This window comes from Azospira sp. MPR-LB4, assembly GCF_058809525.1.
Window position 1 is genome coordinate 1,613,324 of record NZ_CM179521.1, and the last position, 16,619, is coordinate 1,629,942.

The following is a 16,619-nucleotide window of genomic DNA, read 5'->3' on the forward strand; positions in this document are numbered from 1 at the left end:
CCGCCATTCAACCAATTGGCGAAAAACATCCAATCTTGATCAAACCTAGCGGCCGGTTATCGAATTCTTCAATTTAGACTTGGTACCCACACCGGATAATCGTGTTGGAAACTATAGTACGGTAGCCTTAAACCGATGTTCATTCCCACGCATGAAGCCGCACATTTACAGACGCCAGAGCGCTAATTATCCGCCGGTAGAGGCCATGATACGAATGATCTTCTTGGGATTCGTCTCGAATTCATGTCTCAATGGCTTTAGCATAACTACTGCACGAATTTGATCGGCGATTTCCTGATCGTTCGATCCTCCACGCAACATTGGCAATAGGTCGAGACGGTCATTCTGACCAAGACATAGATGCAACGTGCCAGTTACCGAAACCCTGACACGGTTACATGCCTCGCAAAAGTGTTGGGACATCGGCGTAATAAAGCCGACCGAGAATGAGCGATCCCGGGTCGCAAGATAACGAGCAGGGCCTCCACCAGCAACGATGTGATCGACCAACTGGAAGCGCTCTCTAAGTTGGCCGATTAGAGGCTGGAGGGACGAGGTACCAAGTTGACGTGCGCTATCTCCCATTGGCATGTTCTCGATCAAGCGCAACACAAAATTGCGTTCCATGCAGTACGTGATCATTGCATCCAGTTCGTCACCGTTGAATTCGGGTAACCAAACCATGTTGATCTTAATCAGGCGAAATCCACTCTCTCGTGCGACCTCGAGTCCTGCGAGGACATCGTGCAAAGCATCGCGCCGAGTCAACGTCAGGAATCGACTTGGCGACAACGTATCAAGGCTGACATTCAGGCGCGTAACACCGGAGGCCAGAAGGTTAGACGCAAATTGCGCCAATCGTGTGCCATTGGTACTAAGGGAAAGATCATTCAATCCCGGGAGTTGCCCGACATCTCGGACTAGATTTCCGATTCTGGATCTTACCAAGGGTTCGCCACCGGTAAGACGCACCCTGGAAACCCCAAGATCAATGAATATCTTGCATATCCGCACAATCTCACTGAGCGTCAACCAATTATCGGGAATTTCATAATTGTCAAACTCTGGCGGCATGCAATACGCGCATCGCAAGTCGCAACGATCAGTCACCGACAATCGGAGATAGTCTATCCGACGACCACAACCATCAATTAACATCGACTCATGACTTCACCAAAGTAGGTGCACACTCTTGCGCGCCATCGACTAAAAATATGCAATAAGACATTGTTGCATCGTGTTATCAACAGAAACACTGACAGACTTTGGTCTGAAATGGGCGGCCTTCCTAATCGCAATAGGTTGGCTATACGTCACTCCGCATGGAATGCCGTTTAAGCACCGCGCGTCTTAGGTTTTGTCCCGATTGAGGGAGTCCACCTTATATACGCCCTCCTTGAAACCCCTAACTGCGCCACCTAAATCCCGACCAATATTGGGCAGCTTTTTGGTCCAAAAAATAAGGAGAATGATGGCCAGAACGAGCAACCAATGCCAAAGACTAAGAGTCCCCATCATTTGTCCTAAAACGCCCTCTGCATTTCGTCCCCAAAGAATGCTGGCGCGGTAAAACACTTACTGCTTAATGGCTTTAATATCGCCATCAGCGCCAAAACCAAGTTTGTAGCCAAGCGAAACATGGTGGAAGCGACCGGTTGAATGATCGGAATGTACCGCAATGCCAAACGGCACGGCTTTGCCCTCAGCTAAGGCACCCGAAAACTTGCGTGTAAAAGTGACGGTGTACATATCCCCCGCCTTAACCCCTTCAGCCTTCGCGCCGGTCGTGCCGCCTTCCATATTGCGCTTATCGCTAATAGATCCATCAACAACCTTCGCCCCCTTAGAACTCTTCCACTGCATCAGTTCATAGGCACCATCCTTTACGTACTTCGTCTTTTTGTCGTCGGCCCCGGGCATAGTGCGCGCATCTGCGTGACAGGTTGCCCAGCAACCAACTTGGTCGCCCGGAATCGCTTTGTCACCGGAGGCAGCCGAAACTTTGTCATTGGCAAACATAACAGCAACCTTGACTTCATTCTCCTTGTCGGCGGTATTGGCTGCTCCAGCAGGGGCCTTGAAAGTCAGGCGGATATAGGCGTACTCCTTGTCGTACGCAACCTGCATAGAGACAGGGAAATTCATCGTTTTTGGAGCACCGAACGGCTCCAGATCCTTTCCCGCCAAGCGTTTCATATCAAAATTAAGTCCGCCTTTTTCTTCGTGGCATCCAACGCAGCTTTCTCCTTTAATCAGTCCGGTCCGACCACTGTGATCAGATTTCTTAGCAATCCATTCAATCGGAGTTACACCAGGATGGAACACCTGAATATCTCTTTTCGGAACTTTGCTCCAGTCCGGCGCGGCATTTGCGATTTGAGACCCAAGGGAAAATACGGTACCCAAAATAGCTACTGATAAAGCACTTTTTTTCATTTAAATACTCCAGACGATTTGTCGATAATTGGTGTCAGGGATATGCGAGGACGATCACTCGTCATCATCCTCTTTCATACCTTTCGGCTTGCGGTGGGCAATACCTTTGTGGCAATCGATACAGGTCTTTTTTTCGTCTTGGGCGATTTTGTGCATTTTCGCGCCGCGAAGTTTTTGTTTTTCTGTATTCATGCCTTCGAAACTGTGACAGTTGCGGCATTCGCGCGAATCGCTGGCTTTCATTCGCGCCCATTCGTGCTCGGCTAACTCGAGGCGCTTGGCCTCAAACTTTTCCTTGGTATCAATGGTTCCCATAAGTTTGCCGTAGACTTCGCCACTCGCTTGGATCTTGCGCATCATTTTGTGCCCCCAATCTTTGGGTACATGGCAGTCCGAACAAACAGCGCGAACGCCAGTTCGATTGGCAAAGTGAATGGTTTCCTTGTATTCCTGATATACGTTGTCACGCATTTCATGACATGAAATACAAAATTCAAGCGTGTTGGTGGCTTCCATTACTGTATTAAAGCCCCCCCAAAAAAAAATGCCTGCGATAAAGCCAACCGAGAGCAAACCCAATAGTGAATATTTAGTGCTTGGTTGGCGCAGCGATTTGAGAATGTTTTTCATTAAATTGGCATACTTAATTGCGAGTCAGTTACTCCGCGATCTGAAACAAGCAAGGTGAGCTTCAGTAACTCAAGTGCTCGAATGCTGCAGCGTATGGCTAGCGAACCTTGGGCAAGAGCCCAAGGTTCGCGGCAAGGCTGTTCCTGGCACGCTTGAGCTTGAGAGGGACAGCCATTCGGTTAATCGGCTAGCGCCTTGATCACATCTTCCGGAGAGTGAATGGTGCCGAGCGTAGTCGGACTGCCCCAGCGAACGTGGAATTTATTCTCTTTAACCTGTGCCAGAGAGAGCATCAGATTGTTGAATGCGGTCAGATCATCAGTCTCAAAGTAGGTAATAAAATCGGTGTCATCTAAGCCAGTTGAGTGGTACAACTTGCGCTTGACGTTCACGAGATAGGCTAAGGTAGGTGTCGTGTGAACTTCCATCTCCTTCAAACGCTCTTCCGGCGACATGTTCCACCATTCCGCGTTTTTCTTGACGGGAATTACGATCACATATCGTGGAGCCGGCCCACTATAGGTAGCCGAACTAAGCCCCGCATTCAGCCCAGGAGACTTGTCTTTGCTGATGTAGTTCAAGGGCTTTGTAACACCGACAAGGGTCTCGAAAACATCGGCATTCTTGCCGATAGTAGTCGAGCGGAATTCGCGCATGAAGGTCTGGGCTTTTGCCAAGTCGTAGGCGTTGATGCGGAAGAAAAAGTCAGAATTGGTTTCCAGGCCACGTGTCAGGTAGAGATCAACCAGAACGTTATCCTTGTGCTTCTCAATTAGTTTCTTAACTTCTTCTGCGGCACCCTTACGTTCCATTGCTGGCACCTTGTTCCAATCCGGGCGTAATTTGAACATTGTGAAAACGCCGAAGACCCCCGGCTGGGTCAGGATAGTTCCTCGCTCAATTTTCATAGGTTGCATGGGTTGCATTGCCTGCTGAGCTACAACAGGTGAGGAAGCCATCGCTATGGCCGCTCCGATAGTAGTGGCAATGAGACTCAATTTGAAACTGCGAATTGATATGTTTGTCATGGATATCTCCTTGTGTGAAATGAATAAATGAAATCTAAAAAAGTGTTGGAGTTTTCATACACAAACTCCTTCGCGAGTCGGCTCTAAGAATCAATTTCCCGCAGAATTTCTTGCAGATCAGCCTCTGCAAATTTTTCAGCCAGATCTGTCAAAGCAACAAAAAACTGGGTTGTCACCTTTGCGTTTACCTCTGCGCGCACAAGAGGTAGCCAAACCACCAAGTGACGCTCCAGAAAATCTCGCTGAGCCCGTTGGTATGCATTTGGTGGCAGGCCTTCCAATTCTGCCTGTGCCTGTTTTGCCGTAAGAAAATGCATAAACTCAAGCTCAGCGGTAAGCGTGTCTTCGAGTTCATTTCCTCGGGCATCCATAATTAGTCCGAAATTCCGATAAAAGCCTTTTAGTTCGAGGATTAACGCCGGACGGTTACTCTGCTGAACATGTACACCCTCATACAAGGCTGCGCTGGGTACCGGCGTGTTTATCTCGAAGGCAGTAAGAAACAAAGCTTCGAAATCCTCGAAAGAGCACGTCAACTTAAGGCGAGGAGAAATCTGCTCGCTGAAATAATCAGCCAGATCGGGCATACAGACCTCTAGCGCCTGTTGCATCTCAATAATTAGCCGACCGTCCGAAAAACCGGCATGGCTTTCGAGATCAGGAAATCCTAATCCAATAGCAAGCAGGCCATATACACGGCTACGTTCTAATGAACGGTCGATTCTCGCAACAACAGCTTTGTCGACAAGGCTATTCATTTGATTCCTCATTTCCTAAACAGGATCTAGGTTGTTAAAACGCCCTGGTGTTACTTTCAGCGTTATTCGGGCTCAGGCGCATCTTCCTGAAGCGTTGCGCGAACAGCCGGCACTGGATCGCCCTTGAATACGCCACGCAGTTTGAAGTGGGTATGTACAGGATTGCTTTTCCCAGTTGCAGTTACCGACTTGAGATAATCGAACTGGTACTTGCTATCGACGGCCGGGGAGAATGGTGTAAATGGAGCCTTTGCTTCATACTTCGATGAGCCTTCGTAATTTAGATGGCAACGCGCACATGCTTTTTCCATATCGAAGTTCTGGCCGGCATCTACCAGTGGCTTCCGCGCGCTGGTTTCTCCCCGATTCTTCAATCTGTCACTAGCCTCACCATGTAGATTTCGAAACTTTCCTCCTGCACCATGGCAGGATTCGCAAGTGACCCCGAGCACGGTTTTCATATCCTCCGGAGAAGCCCCCAGGACAAATCCACCTGGTTCGCCGTAACCTGTTACGTGGCAGCCGACGCAGTTTTTGTCCTGCGTGTAATCTTTTTTGGGATCAAGTTTGGCTTTGGTTTTCGCCTCGGATTTTGCGTTCGGCTTCAGCGAATCGAAGGCTTTCGCATGTGCCGAAGCGCGCCACGTATCACCCTGGGAGTCGTGACATTTAGTGCATGCGCGAAAACCAAGGTATTCCGCTTGTTGCGCCACCGTCACTCCGGGAAGAAAACCCGAAAAAAGCAAGGTGGCGAGAGCAAGAGTTTTTATCATGGCGGGCAATCTCGAAAGAATCGACTGGTAGGAAAAAGCGGCCCGTGCGGCCGCTCCATTGCAACATTAGGTCAAAGGAGAAATCATCATGTCGGTGCTGCGACGACCGATCAGCACATCCATCAAATCCGAAGCCAGCCCCTTCATTTTTTTCTCGCGCTCGGATTGAAGGATCGCCAACACGTCACGCACCTGTTTGCCAAACAGCCCCTCCAGTTGAGCCAATGGAATCTTAGGATCTGTAGACGGTTCGCCATTCGCCATCTCAATGCGCGGCCCAAGTACAGGCGGCACATAGAAGACGTTAGGTTCGGTGCCAAACTCAGGATGCAGAGGCAAAGCTACCTTGTATTGCTTGATGAGCTTGTACACAGAACTGTTGACATCGTCGACAAAGCCGACGTGCATGGCACGACCCACACATTGAGCAACGCAGGCCGGCGCCACGCCTTGTTCAATCCGCGGGAAGCAGCCGATACACTTGTTGGCCTTATTGGTCAGCGGATTGAAATAGGGCTTGGCGTAGGGGCAAGACTGGACACAAGCCTGCGCGCCCTTGCATTTGTCCTGGTGGATTACGACGATGCCGTCCTGCTCTCGTTTATAGATTGCCTCATTCGGGCAGGCCTCCAGGCACGCCGGTTTGGTGCAGTGGTTGCACATGCGCGGCAGGTAGAAAAACGAGTTGTTAGGGTATTCCCCGGCGCCCTGATCCTCGTCCCAATTGGGCGCAGAGCGTGGCGTAGGGCTGGGTCGCACCCGTCCTGGCTTGCCCTCGAACAACCGACCGGCATAGTCGAATTCAAACGGGATACCGTAGTCGATCATCGGTGGGATTTTTCCTTTTTGCAGCTCACCGTTCTTGTAGCCACCGCCCTTGGTCTGCCAGTTCCTGGGGTAACCCAAGCCCGGCGCGGTTTCGACATTTCGCCAGTACATGAAGTCCTGACCTGGTCCCGTCGTCCACAATTTCTTGCACGCCACGGTGCAGGTCTGGCAGCCGATGCATTTGTTCAAATCGGTTACGTAGGTCAGTTGGCGCCTGGGCGCTTTCATCACATTAGCCATGATTAATATCCTGTTCTGTTGATCAGCGGATCTGACTAGAAACTGATGGGCGTGGCGCCGATGTAGCGTTTTACATTGACACGCACGTCCCGCTGAGATCCGGCGGGGCCGTAATAGTTGGGTCGGAAAAAGAGATGTCCATAATTGCCGACGAGGTTGGTCGGGTTAATGCGCACAGGACAGACACTCTGAGACCCTCCTGTGAGGAGGTCCATATACAGTTCAGGGCAATGCCACATGGAAACCCGCCCACGCTGCTCGCCATTGCGAATCTTGACCCGGCAAATGACCTTGCCGTGATTATTCCAAGCCTCAACCCAGTCGTTATCCTTTATACCGAGCGGCTTTGCATCTAGAGGAGACATTTCAATTGAGGGGCCGCCACGTTGCAATCGGAGCATCAAGACATTGTCTTTGAACGTCGAGTGAACCGAGTGACGGCTATGCGGTGAATTGAAGCGGAACGGGTACTTGTCGGCATCTATCGGTGCCTTGTAGGTTGGCAACTCGACGCCCATGTCGAAGAACGTGTCGTGGTCTAGGTAGAACTGCTGGCGTCCGGTCAAGGTGGGCCAAGGCTTCTTGTCGACCACGAAATACTGAAACGGCGTGTAAGGCACGCCCTCTTTCAGAGGTGACGTCCAGTTCGACTTGAAACGCTGTGGTTTTTCACGCAGCATCTGTATCGTAATGCCCTTAGATTGCGGCGCATTGTCCAGGATGTACTGGGCTGCTGCTTCGTCCTCGGCCAGTTTTCCATCCATAGTCATTTGGTTCCAAAGATTGGAAAGATCGCGCACCCACTTGAACTTCTCGTCATTGAACTTCTCGTATTTCTTGCGTTTGGCCGCCATCTCCACTCGCTTGGCCAAAGCCAGGAAAATCTGCCAATCAGTTTTCGATTCCCACATCGGCTTGATGGCCGGTTCGGTCATGTTGATGTAGGAATGTTCCGAAGTTACGTTTAGGTCCAGCTTCTCGTACCAATGGGCCGACGGAAGCACGACGTCTGAATACAGCGCGGTTGAATCCATGCGAATGTTGATGTCGACAATCAACTCCAGCTTCGGCCAGAGATTTTCCAGCACGTATTTCTGGCCTTTGGCCTGATTCAGCCAATTGCCTCGATAGACAAAGAAGACCTTTGGATCACGGCCTTGCTCAGGCATATTGGGCATCTGGCCAGTAGTAATCGAGTCGCGCAGGTATTTTTCCGTGTCGATGTCGGAGCTAATAATCTCGTCGTTGACTTCGGCGTGGATGTAGGTCCAGATGGTGGTCTGGCAGAAGCGTTGCTTGTTCACCCCCTCAGGGAAAGCTAGTGCCACAAGCCCCGCCACGAAGGCTGGTTTCCACTGGCCGATGTAGTGATTCATGCCTCCGCCGTTCGTGCCCTCGGTACCCGTCAGTGCGGTCAGAAGATGCATGGCACGCAACAGCACGTCGCTGTAATACCAATGTTGCGTCCCACCGCCACAGATAATCATTGAGGGTTTGGCTGTGGCAAATTCACGCGCCAGTTCGGTGATCGCTTTTGCTGTCACACCTGTGATTTTTGCAGCTTTTTCTGGCGTGTTGTCAGCCATGAGGCGCGACTTGAGAATCTCGAAAACAGGCCGGACTTCAACAGTCTTGCCGTCCAGCAACTGCATATTGAACTTGCCTTCGAGCGCAGGATCAAGATCACCTAAATCGATGTAGCCTTTGGGAAAGGCAAAGGTGTTTCGCCCCAAGAAACCAACCGGTGAACCTTTCTTTTCCGGTTGATCGCCCCAGGAACCCTTCGGGATAACCGGCTTGCCAGTTTTCGCGTTCCAGAAATAGAACTTATCCTTTGAGCCCCCTGCTACGACATCTGCCTCACGCAGGAAGCGTTTGGTGTCACTACGCACCAGATAGGAAAGATCGGTCTGCTCTTTCAGGCTGTGCGCGTCATAAAGTTTTTCCTTGATGATGACGTGCGCCATCGCCATCGCCAGAGCGCCATCAGTTCCCGGTTGCGGATGAATCCATTTGTCGACCTTAATTGTCGACGAGTTGTAATCCGGTGAAATGCTGACGATTTTGGCGCCGTTTAGCTGCGCCTCAGAAAGGAAGTGGGCGTCCGGAATTCGCGTCTGTGTAGGATTCGACCCCCAGAGAATGATGTATTTGGAATTGAACCAGTCGGCAGTTTCGCAGGTATCGCCTTGGACCCCGCAGGTCTGGGTCTGGCCGGTAGGGTGATCGCCATACCAATCGTAAAAGGTATGAGCATGAGCGCCGATGTAGTGTGCGAATCTATGCCCTGCCGAGAACGACACAGGCGAGACTGCGGGCACCGGCGAATAAACACTGATGCAATCCGGTGCATGGTTCTTGATGGTATCGACGCACTTATCGGCAATCATGTCGAGCGCTTCCTCCCAGGTCGCACGCCGCCACTTTCCTTCTCCGCGTTCGCCGACGCGGATCAAAGGGTATTTGATACGATGCGGTCCATACATATAGTCGTGACCACACTCACCCTTGTTGCATCCGCGCGGGTTGTACTCGGGAATATTGGGCATGGGAGCTATATCCTTTGACTGCTCCTCGCGCATGACCACGCCGTCCTTGCTATAGACAAAATGCGGACAGGCGCCAGTGCAGTTGACGAGGTGAGCGCCGCGCGTTTTCTTATCCCAGGACCATTGGGTGCGATGGAAGTTTTCCCATCCCGAATATTCGAAAGCTCCACTAATATCTGTAGCCGCAGCTAAGGTTCTTAAACTTAGAGAACTTCCCAAAAGCGTAGCACCAGAGGCTAGCAGGAAGCCTCTACGAGTCATTTGAACCATTGTCATCTCCTTATCTACTGTTTGACCGAACACCGAAACCGTACTTCGCTTGCGCGTTGTTCAGAGCCCCTGAGACTCGGTATTCGGTCGTAAGCAACTTAGAAGGGATAACAGCAATGAGCATGCCAATGGTTGGCAGCCTGAAAATCAGGTCGAAATCCCCACTTAAATTGTGGTTTATTGACCTAAGTCAACAAAACCTCTGAGTGGGCATCAAGTTCCAAAAACCAACGGCATTCATTTCGTTAAATTGAACGAAATGAGATTTAACGTTTCGTTCAATTCTTTATTGGCTAAGTACAGTTTGGAAAAGTGCTCTTCGTCATTTGAGGGCGGCACATTTAGATAGCTAGCATCCAACTGATGTCTATTCCATCGAGATGCTTGCAATAGCCGCCATCAGACTCGACCGCTTACAGGCCATGAAGGTCTTCAGCATGGTGATCCGCGATTCTCGGAGAGCGCAGTTCTAGGAAGCAAAAATCTCTACGATCTTACCGGTCAGCAGACCTTCGAGGAGGAATCTGTGGCTGGCTTCCGCCAATAGCAGTACGCACAGGCGCCCAGACCAAACCGAGATATACCAGTTACTAATCCAGAACCAGTCGCTCCTGGCACTCTCCCCCTTCAATGAGCAGTTGCTGCTCCTGCGGGTTCAACATGTTCTTCCGCTGACACGGTCGCCCACCCTTATGACTGGGTCTGGTAACGGCCGCCAAAATCATCGGCTTGGCGAAATTCGTGAAGCCTTCGCAGTCGTACCGCTCAGGCACTTGCGCCCACGCCGACCATCCAATCACGACGGCTAGGCGAGAGGGCTGCGACGTCTCTATCGCCCTGAGGTGGCAACGGGCAAAGGGGCTTGGTACCGACCACCTCAAACTCAAAATCTACGGATGTCCTGTTGCCTCTCCACGTGCATGTCATGAAATCGGTTTCAATAATCCGGATTCTTTCGGCATGAACCATGACGAGCCTAAAGATTTTCACACACCAGAAAATCTTCAGAAGATGCAACTCACTCAATTGCCACTTGTACGATCAGGAGGGCTGAGATTAAATTCATTGATACGTCGTTCAAGCTTAGGTCGAGAAATGTCGAGAATTTCACAGGCTTGACCTTTATGCCAACCGGTTTTTTCCAGTACGTGCACGATATGATTTTTTTCCATTTCCCTAAGAGAAAGAAGGTTTTTTGGGATGGAAGCATCAATCCCCGATGCTGATATGGGCATTCGTGAGCACCTTATTTCCGGCGGAAGGCGGTCAATGGTGAGAGTGTCGCCGCGTTCCATTACCGCTGCTTTCATGAGCACATTTTCAAGTTGCCGAACATTACCCGGCCATGCGAAGGCGTTGAGGCAAGCCATGGCTTCACCAGACACCCTACGTATGTTTTTTCGTAGATCACGATTGATCTTCCGAAGAAGGAAATCGATCAATCTTGGTATGTCTCCTTGTCGCTCTCGCAACGGTGGGAGATTGATGGAAGCAACGTTGAGGCGGTAAAAAAGATCTTCGCGAAACTCACCTGAGGCTACTCTTGCTTGCAAGTCTACGTTTGTTGCCGCTATGAATCTGGCTTTGCTTTTTTTAACTTGTGCGCTGCCTACCGGACTATATTCCCGTGCTTCCAAGATACGCAGTAGCTTGCCTTGAATAAGGGGGCTCAATTCGGCGACCTCATCCAGGAACAAAGTCCCCTCTCCTACTTGCTCAACTTTTCCCTTATGTGCATTGACGGCGCCAGTGAAAGCACCTCGCTCATGGCCGAACAGTTCACTCTCAAGGAGGGAGTCAACCAATGCTGCGCAGTTTACTGCAATAAAAGGCATATCTTTTTCGGCACTTGCATTGTGTATTGCTCTGGCAACCAACTCTTTTCCTGTCCCGGACTCGCCGAGAATTAAAGCCGTCACCCTGCTCTGCGCCACAAGAGCGATAGTCTTGAAAACCTCCTTCATCGCAAATGATTGACCCACAATTTGTGTTGGGGTTACATCTGTCGCTCCAATGATCAGCGGGTCACCAGTCACATGTTCCGATCGACTCGAAGCAAAGAGCGCTCGACTAACCGCTGCGTCTAATTCAGGAAGGTCGATGGGCTTTGGAACATAGTCCATAGCCCCGCATTGCATCGCCGCCACGGTCATCTCCATATCGTGGAACGCTGTAATCATGATGATCGGTAGTTCGGGCTTTTCTGCTTTGACCTCTCGCAAAAGATCAAGGCCTCCTTTTGCAGGCAGGCGAATGTCAGAAATGATGGCATCAATATTGCTGGATAGTGCGACATTAATCCCTTCTTCCGCAGTATTCACCAGCGATACTTGAAATGCGCTTTTTTGAAAATGAGATTTCAGTGTCTGGCATATCGCCACGTCATCATCAACAATAAGTATGTGTATCAATTCACGATCTCCCGCCATTTTTTGCTCAAGAACATCCTCGGAATCCCTAAGCGAACGCCTCTCAGGATGCACCGTTGCTCGAACCGCTGGATGGGTAGAACTAACTTTCCGTGAGCTAGATTGATCAATCTCAATTTTCTGATACGGCCTTCCTTGCCATGAGTATTGCAAAAAAACTTCTATTGATCACGCTACTAGTCACCGGACTCTCTGTGGTTATCACTATTGTTCTAACCTGGAGCGCAGCAACTGATGCACTTCACGGATTAGAGGGTAAGCGCGTACTTGATAGCGTGGAGCGGGAGGCAAGCATACTCCAGAGCACCATCGACATGGTTAAGAGCGATCTATCCATGCTCGCCGATGGAGGGGCGCGATACATGATGGAGGAGAACACCGAGCCTAGTGTTGATGGCTTTCAAAAAGTTGCGGACCAACTCGATATCATGATGCGGGAAAGGCACGCCTATCGACAGGTGAAGATGTTATTGGACTCTGGCACTGGATCTCATCGCGTATTGGTCAGTTTGCGGAACGATAACGTAGTTCACACCATGGTGGATCAGCCAACTGCTAATTGGAATTTTGAGTCATTGTTGGCAGAAAAGCAGGGCCTCAGAAATTTCAACGAGCAAACCAGAAACCTGAGCGATGAAACAAGTGGAGAAAGGGTGTTTTTCGTCAGCATCCCAGTTCGCGGCAAGGACCGCAATGTAATCGGTGCAATCGCTGTGGTTGTTGCTATCGATCAAGTGTTTAGAACATTAGGTAAAGCGCATGATGGCATTGCTTACTGGATTGCTGATAGTGATGGTCAATACCTTTACCAGTCCCGTCCGGAGACGTCAGGTAGCCATACTCAAAAGGCTGCCAACGCAATCCGCGATTTCCAGTTGGCTCAGACCTGGGATCAAGTTTTGTCTGGGGCTAAACCTCAATTAATTATGGAGTTTCCCGCAATTGCAACGATGTTGGGTATTCGTCGTGCGACTTTGAATGTTGGTGAAGGGAATGAAATTGAGAATGTATTGGTGGTAGGAGGGGTGATATCCCTAGTTGAATTGGAGATCAAAGCTGCTGCCCTTCAAAGGCAACTTGCTATTGCAGTTGCAAGCATTGGACTCCTGATGCTGTTGACACTGTCTGTGTCAACAAGCCGACTCCTAAGGCCCATTGATGTTTTAATCAAGGCGGCTAACCGCATTGCCTCAGGTGACCAAAATATTGTGATCCCGGCGAACAACAATGATGAAATCGGAACTCTCAGTCGGGCTATGACGCGGATGGCCGAAAAATTGCGCCTAGCCGGAAAAAACTCCGAGCAAAGCGCAATGGGACAGATGGCCTCGATGATCGCTCATGATCTACGTAACGCGCTGTCATCGGTCAAAATGAATCTTCAGATACTCGACGAACACCATCGAAAGGAAGGAGATATGCAAATAGAGAATTGCGAGATCGCCCTCCGTCAGGTTCGTTACATGGAGACAATTCTGAATGACATGCTGACTTATGCGCGCCCAGGTACTGCAGAATTTGACTGGGTAGATCTGGGAGATACGCTCAGGGCGGCGTCGGTATCACTTTTGCCGGAAATAACTGGAAAATCCGTGGAAGTCCGCATGGAAGGGGAGGAAAAGCTGCCCACGATCATGGCTGACCGAAATAAATTATTACAGTTGTTTCAAAATGTACTCGGAAACGCTATTTATGCCGTACCTGAGTGGGGGCTGATAACAATTCGGACTCGCTGCCTCCTACATGAATCACAACCGTCCGTAGAAATTCGTTTTGAAGATGATGGTCCTGGTATTTCCCCCCAAATTGCTGACAAGGTATTTGATCCTTTCTTCACTACTAATGCCAGAGGAACCGGGTTGGGACTGGCAATAGTGCAGCGTATCGTCGCTCAACACCGAGGGCGGGTCTATCTGGATTCGGAACGAGGCCACGGAACGACCGTTGTTGTCGTTCTCCCTCTAACCCAAGAAGGGACGGATGACTCACCACAAAGTGGCGAACTTAGCTAAATGCAACACCTTGTGCGGAATGGGGTATTGAATGACCCAATTATATTTTGATCTGCTCCGCAATTTAGTCCCGGAATGGACTTGGAGTCTGCGGTTAATCAAGGCAGACCTATATCACCGCCGGACTAATCTCTGGGAGCAGGTCAATTTGGTTAATTTCGTCCCGATCGCGCAGTTTGCGTATCAGCACTATCACGCATGATCTACCTGATACCTCAGCCATTCGCATACTAATCTGAACGTTAAAGAGATGTCCGTCCTTGTGCCTAGCCATCCATTCGAAAATGGGTGACTCACCTTGATTTGCACGTTCAAGCCATTTGGAAAGCACGTCTCGCGTAAATGGAGTCGTGTCTGAACTTAAATCGGCAATTGTGAGTTGTCTAATTTCTTGGCGACCATAGCCGAACATTTCGGCAACCCTAACATTGCCCTCCAGAATCACTCCATTGGCGATGTCGTGGAGAACAATTCCATCGTTCACTCCATCGAAGATCGCCCGAAAACGAGACTCTCCTGCTCTAATTTCTCGCTCTTGGAAATTTCGTTCTGTGACGTCGCGCGCTATGCCAAAAACACCGATCACCTTTCCATCCTGGTCGCGCACTGGACCTCGGGTTGTAAGAAAAGTACGCCGACCTCCTGTTGTCGGCAATGATTCTTCTGCACACTCGATGAGGCCGCTTCGCATTGCTTTTTGATCATCGCTTCTGATCCTCTGAGCATCTTCGGCGGGGAATACTTCGCAATCATCTCGCCCCAATAATTCTTGGCGACTCTTACCCAGAAAACGGCAAAGCTCACGATTAAGTAAGAGATAGCGCCCATTGGAATCCTTTGCAAATATCGCGTCATTTGAGCCTTCGGCAATCGCTTCCAACAACTGCAGTGCTTGAAGTTTTTCCACCTGATCCTGGCGCTGGATTGCTGCGTGTCGAAGTTCGTCACGCTGACGTATAAAAATAGTGGCTACTGCGGCTACGATCAAAGCAAGGATGTCGGCCAAGGCAATCCAGCCGGCATCTCGCTTGGCCCCGGAATAGAGTTCGCCTTTATCAAGTTTCGCAACGAGAAACCATGGGGTTCCGGGAATAGCTTTCAAAACCCCTAACACAGCAATGTCTCGGTAATCCACACCCTCAACTGCTTGATCGGGAAGTGCATCTCCACGAAGAACTTGAGATGCCAGCAAGTTTTTTTCATCCACCGGAACACGCAAGCGTACAGATGTATCAGAACGGTGCCGCAACTCATTCAAAAACAAAACGTTGTTACCCTCACGGCGAAATAACAGCGTTTCAGCAGTCGCACTTGGTATAGGCCAGGACTGGATAAATGGAAATAAAAACCGATTGGGGTCGGTACGTATCACAGCTGTCAGTTCGTGTTTCATGCTCCCCGAGCGTAACGGCACCACGAAATCCAGATGCACTCGACCCAGTTTTCCTTCTTCGTCTCGATAGAGATCCGTATTAATAAGCTGGCCCGTTGTGTGGGCTTTTTTCACTGCTCCTTGCACAGCAGGGAGCTTGGTCAAATTTCTTGAACTGGGATTAGTCGAGAATTGATCACCATCTATACTAAGCAAAACGACCTCAATATAGTCTTTAGATTTCTTATAGGTTTGGAGTCGCTCCTCAAGGCGGCGTCGGGCTAGCGTTGACTCCGACTGTCGCCACTCAAGATACAAATTGACCAGAGAATCGTCGTTAAAAATCATTCTGGCATCTGCGTCACGTTCTGCAAGCCAAGCCGAAATCTGACTGACCTTGAGATCGGCGATAGCTTGCAAACTTTCAATTTCGCGATCTCGTTGTTTGGCTGTCATTTGAGCCACCAGCACAAAACCAGCGAGCAAAATCACTCCAGCCAAAACCGCAAAAACAAGAACCAGCGAACCTGCTCCCGGCTCACTGATTCCATTCCATGACGCTCGATTTTCAATTCGCACTCGTGGCTTTGAAATCAGATAAATGATGCACGCAGAGGCAAAGATAAAAGCAACACCTTTCCAAGTGCCTATCCACGAGAAAACAAGCAGATCTGGAGTTAATGCGAGAAGGATTTGATCTGAAAAAATAGTCCAACTGATACCAATCAAGGCATACAGTCCGGCAGTTTGCAGAGCGGTCCGATTAATTTTCATATTCTATTTCTGTGTTCAATCAGAGCCGAGCGGGAGTTTGTAATGGGAGTTCACAAGTTGCAGTTTGTGCTGGTCGCACCTCAGGCTAAAAAGTAACCTGCGTTCGCAGGAGAAACGACCGAGAGAATTTGAAGCGGCTCACTTGTGTTATTGAGGACACCGTGTACCTGTCCCGCGTGTGCCACAACAACTTGTCCACACGATATTGGCGTGGTCATCTCACCAGCGCAGGGTGAATAGTCACCGCTACCAGACATGACAATCCATGTATCCTGTCCGTTAGGATGAATGTGAGGTCGAATGCGTTGCCCCGGAAGCAGGTGCCATATAACTACAACAGCATCAGCAGATTCGGTAATGACTGATCGCTTAGGTTCTTCATCCATCGTGGGCTGCACAAAGTCTGAAGACTGGAAGATTCGTTTTAGTGGCACGGTAGATTCCTAAAAAAGAGCGAATTTTGGAGCGTGTTTATTGCCGTGAATGTAAATGGCACATTTAATTCGGAAGTCTTGCTTCG

12 protein-coding genes and 1 pseudogene are annotated in these 16,619 nt (G+C 49.9%); 1 reads left to right on the forward strand and 12 read right to left on the reverse strand.

The features are described from left to right. Nucleotides 1-186 precede the first annotated feature (186 nt). From moaA to AC3QLZ_RS07435, 10 genes and pseudogenes are all read right to left on the reverse strand, one after another. On the reverse strand, nt 187-1,158 hold the full coding sequence (gene moaA, locus AC3QLZ_RS07390; protein WP_014235266.1) for a GTP 3',8-cyclase MoaA: 972 nt from the start codon (nt 1,156-1,158) through the stop codon (nt 187-189). Nucleotides 1,159-1,371: 213 nt separating this feature from the next. Next, nucleotides 1,372-1,515: pseudogene (gene tatA / locus AC3QLZ_RS07395) on the reverse strand (twin-arginine translocase TatA/TatE family subunit); the annotation flags it as partial. Nucleotides 1,516-1,575: 60 nt separating this feature from the next. After that, nucleotides 1,576-2,436, reverse strand: a complete 861-nt coding sequence (locus AC3QLZ_RS07400; RefSeq protein ID WP_014235267.1) for an ethylbenzene dehydrogenase-related protein — start codon at nt 2,434-2,436, stop codon at nt 1,576-1,578. Nucleotides 2,437-2,490: 54 nt separating this feature from the next. Beyond that, entirely contained in the window at nt 2,491-3,066 is a 576-nt protein-coding gene (locus AC3QLZ_RS07405; protein ID WP_014235268.1) for a NapC/NirT family cytochrome c, read from the reverse strand. Between the two features lie 179 nt (nt 3,067-3,245). After that, nucleotides 3,246-4,094 carry a chlorite dismutase family protein gene (locus tag AC3QLZ_RS07410; RefSeq protein WP_014235269.1) on the reverse strand — a complete coding sequence of 283 codons (849 nt, stop codon included), beginning with the start codon at nt 4,092-4,094 and terminating at the stop codon, nt 3,246-3,248. An 83-nt stretch (nt 4,095-4,177) separates the two neighbouring features. Beyond that, complete coding sequence (locus AC3QLZ_RS07415) at nt 4,178-4,852, reverse strand: molecular chaperone TorD family protein (RefSeq protein ID WP_014235270.1); 675 nt, start codon at nt 4,850-4,852, stop codon at nt 4,178-4,180. A gap of 62 nt (nt 4,853-4,914) precedes the next feature. Further along, nucleotides 4,915-5,625: a cytochrome c family protein gene (locus AC3QLZ_RS07420; RefSeq protein WP_014235271.1), complete on the reverse strand. Its 711-nt coding sequence runs from the start codon at nt 5,623-5,625 to the stop codon at nt 4,915-4,917. Between the two features lie 66 nt (nt 5,626-5,691). Beyond that, complete coding sequence (locus AC3QLZ_RS07425; protein ID WP_014235272.1) at nt 5,692-6,693, reverse strand: 4Fe-4S dicluster domain-containing protein; 1,002 nt, start codon at nt 6,691-6,693, stop codon at nt 5,692-5,694. Nucleotides 6,694-6,728: 35 nt separating this feature from the next. After that, nucleotides 6,729-9,512 (reverse strand): molybdopterin-dependent oxidoreductase, encoded by a 2,784-nt coding sequence (locus tag AC3QLZ_RS07430; RefSeq protein ID WP_014235273.1) that lies wholly within the window; start codon nt 9,510-9,512, stop codon nt 6,729-6,731. A 1,022-nt stretch (nt 9,513-10,534) separates the two neighbouring features. After that, nucleotides 10,535-11,941, reverse strand: coding sequence for a sigma-54-dependent transcriptional regulator (locus AC3QLZ_RS07435; protein WP_014235274.1), 1,407 nt, complete (start codon nt 11,939-11,941; stop codon nt 10,535-10,537). Between the two features lie 140 nt (nt 11,942-12,081). Here AC3QLZ_RS07435 and AC3QLZ_RS07440 point away from each other — a divergent pair, with 140 nt between their 5' ends. Beyond that, complete coding sequence (locus AC3QLZ_RS07440; RefSeq protein WP_043797587.1) at nt 12,082-13,953, forward strand: sensor histidine kinase; 1,872 nt, start codon at nt 12,082-12,084, stop codon at nt 13,951-13,953. A 109-nt stretch (nt 13,954-14,062) separates the two neighbouring features. On the opposite strand, the gene AC3QLZ_RS07445 is transcribed toward AC3QLZ_RS07440, so the two are convergent. Together AC3QLZ_RS07445 and AC3QLZ_RS07450 are read right to left on the reverse strand one after the other, a co-directional pair. Next, nucleotides 14,063-16,099, reverse strand: coding sequence for a PAS domain-containing protein (locus tag AC3QLZ_RS07445; protein WP_014235276.1), 2,037 nt, complete (start codon nt 16,097-16,099; stop codon nt 14,063-14,065). A gap of 80 nt (nt 16,100-16,179) precedes the next feature. Beyond that, entirely contained in the window at nt 16,180-16,485 is a 306-nt protein-coding gene (locus AC3QLZ_RS07450) for a cupin domain-containing protein (RefSeq protein ID WP_083833893.1), read from the reverse strand. Nucleotides 16,486-16,619: the final 134 nt, after the last annotated feature.